The sequence below is a fragment of the Sphingomonas sp. BE138 genome, from assembly GCF_031456125.1.
Lineage (GTDB): Bacteria > Pseudomonadota > Alphaproteobacteria > Sphingomonadales > Sphingomonadaceae > Sphingomonas.
This window is the reverse complement of record NZ_JAVDUC010000069.1, coordinates 1-1675: the sequence shown is the minus strand read 5'-3', so window position 1 is coordinate 1675 and position 1675 is coordinate 1. Positions and strand designations below refer to the sequence as shown.

Sequence of the window (1675 nt, the reverse complement as noted above, 5' to 3'; positions counted from 1 at the left end):
TCTAGAACCGCCACAGGAGGGCAGGGTGGGGCGTCCCGCCTTGTGGGCGGGACCGGGCTCTCATGCGGCCCTGGCGGGCCTCACGGAGCCACCTTGCGGTGTCTCCGCCCTTGCGGGTGTCGATCCCTATGCCGACGCCGGGCGTCCTGCGCGCGGGCGACGGCCGCTGGTTCGCCCTCCCGGGCTCTCTGGCGCGGCCTCTACGACGCCGTGCCTTGCGGCACGCCATCGACGCCCGTGCTCGGTCCGACCCGGCGTAGCTGCCACAAATCCGTTTTTTCTCTCTCTGTGATGAGGAAGCATGGCATGCGGGGTTGGCGGGACCGTCAAGGACGAGCGGTCCCCCCAATTTTCACGCGCGACCGCCTGAAGAAGGCGGCCCCACGAGAAAATCGGCTCCCCCGCTCGCAAGCGTTAACCGGGGTCCGCGCCGTCTGCGCGGCACGGCTTCCCGGTTAACGTCCCTGACGGCCCTGACCGCCGCATGCCGAGTGAGATTCCTCACCGAGAAGAAGGTGAGGTTTCAACACATGGAGGCTATCATGACCAAGTCCTTTCGCAGCTTCTCCGACACCGCCCGCGCGATGAACGAGGTCCGCGCTAACGACAGCGCATTGAACATCGACCGCGACACCCGCGAAACGTACGACGGTGCCTTCATCGAGGCGCACGAGCTTGCCAAGCTCAACATCGTCGATACCGCCGAGAAGCTGGACATGCCCGACCCCGATCAGGCCGCCGCTGCCGTCGACCTCATGCTGCGCACGATGTTCGACGTGTTCCGCGATACCCGCATGGAGGAGTTCGCCGCCGATCTCGCATGGGGCTTCGTCAACTCCTTCCACATGGTGAGCAAGCGCATCGAGGGACGCGCCGACGACGCCGCCAAGAAGCTGAAGGACATGGTCAACGAATACGACCCCAGCGAGATCTACGCCGTCGAACTGGAGGACACCCAGCTGCTCTGCCAGACCCTCGACGGGTGCAGCGAGGCGATGGCCTGCATGCGCGACCACGCCGGCGAGGTATTCCGCAGCGAAACGGGCCGCCCCTTCAACACCGTGCGCGGCAGCCGGGTCTCCTCCAAGCTGACCGCCTCGGTGATCGACGGGAAGGACTTCCTCGCCGCCCGCGCCGCCAAGCGCCGGGAAGAGCATAACCCGACCGGCCCGGTCGTCGCCTTCTCCGGCGGACAGGTCTGGCACGACCACGAGCAGCTCTTCGACCGCCTCGACCAGATCAAGCGCCGCATCCCCGCCATGGTGCTGATGACCACCGGCATGAACAAGGGAGCGGACGCCGTCGCCGCGGCATGGGCATCGTCGCGCGGCACCAAGCTGGTCCGCATGGATCTGGAACGTCGCTTCGGGCACAAGGCAGCCTTCCTGCGCAACGACCGCATCGCCTCCTTCCGCCCCGTCGAGGCGATCGTCTGCGAGGGCTCGGGCGTCCAGTCCGACTTCGCCCGCAAGCTGCGCAACGCCGGCGTCCCCCTCCACGTCTTCCGTCTCGCCGACCAGCGGCCGATGACCCCCACCACCACCACGCGTCGCGCCTGACGCAACCTGCGGAGGGGCTCCGGGCAACCGGAGCCTCTCCCCTTTTTTACGTCGCGCCAGGCGGCGCTCCGGGGCATCGAGCCCCATCGCGCCGCGGGGGACTGACCTTGCGGTCG

The 1675-nt window shown here is 67.8% G+C and carries 1 protein-coding gene; it reads left to right on the top strand.

Translation table 11 applies throughout. The features are described from left to right. Positions 1 to 542: 542 nt before the first annotated feature. The gene (locus tag J2Y58_RS20890) at positions 543 to 1559 is read left to right on the top strand and encodes an SLOG family protein (RefSeq protein ID WP_310107420.1); all 1017 of its coding nucleotides are present in this window, start codon (positions 543 to 545) and stop codon (positions 1557 to 1559) included. The last annotated feature ends 116 nt before the right edge of the window (positions 1560 to 1675 follow it).

Excerpts from the sequence above, each read along its gene's own strand:
- J2Y58_RS20890 (WP_310107420.1), top strand. The coding sequence starts at position 543 with ATGACCAAGTCCTTTCGCAGCTTCTCCGACACCGCCCGCGCGATGAAC.